Annotated in this window: 1 pseudogene; it reads right to left on the bottom strand. The window is 75.4% G+C overall.

What is annotated here, in order from left to right:
- Positions 1-149: 149 nt before the first annotated feature.
- Positions 150-334 (bottom strand): annotated as a pseudogene (locus JT719_RS24425) (SLC13 family permease); the annotation flags it as partial.

The raw sequence follows: 334 nt of genomic DNA, 5'->3' as shown, positions 1-334 counted from the left end.
TGCTGGAGGAGCTTGCCCCCATCGCCCGCCATCTGCGGGCCGTGCGGCGGAACCTCCTGCGCGGCGACGGCCCGCAGGGCGCCGGGGCGCGGCCCCGCTCCTCCAGGCGGCTCTGATCCGCCCGCCCGCCGCACCTCACGGCGGGCACCTCACGGCGTGAGCGGCCAGACCCAGGCGATCAGGAAGGTGCCCAGCACCAGCACCAGCAGCGACAGCGGCACGCCCAGCCGGGGGTAGTCGGCGAAGCGGTAGCCGCCGGGACCCATCACCAGCGTGTTGCACTGGTGCCCGATGGGCGTCAGGAAGTCGCTGCCCGCACCCACCGCCACCGCCA

The organism is Sabulibacter ruber (assembly GCF_017355955.1).
GTDB lineage: Bacteria > Bacteroidota > Bacteroidia > Cytophagales > Hymenobacteraceae > Nibribacter > Nibribacter ruber_A.
The sequence above is the reverse complement of the archived record's forward strand: the minus strand, read 5'-3'. Positions and strand labels throughout refer to the sequence as shown.